Source organism: Methylobacterium sp. D54C (genome assembly GCF_053345595.1).
Genome location: NZ_JBKFAK010000292.1, coordinates 1 through 255, shown reverse-complemented (window position 1 = coordinate 255; position 255 = coordinate 1). Strand labels below are relative to the sequence as shown.

1 protein-coding gene is annotated in these 255 nt (G+C 77.6%); it reads left to right on the top strand.

Features of this window, described 5'->3' with window-relative positions; genetic code table 11:
• Positions 1-255: condensation domain-containing protein (locus ACLBYB_RS33585; protein ID WP_447701464.1), on the top strand; the 255-nt coding region annotated here is incomplete at both ends.

Sequence of the window (255 nt, the reverse complement as noted above, 5' to 3'; positions counted from 1 at the left end):
CTCGCACGCCTCGACTGGACCGGGGCGCCGTCGAGCCAGGATGCGCCGCACGAGGACGCCCCGGACGAGGATGCCCGCGCCGACCGCCTCGCCGCGCGCCTCGCCGACCGCCTCGCCGCCCTGGCCGACGAGGAGCGCGCCCGGCCCTTCGACCTCGCCCGGGCCCCGCTCCTGCGCCTCGTCCTGGTCCGCACCGGACCGGACCGCCACCACCTCGTGCTCACCGTCCACCACCTGATCCTCGACGGATGGAGC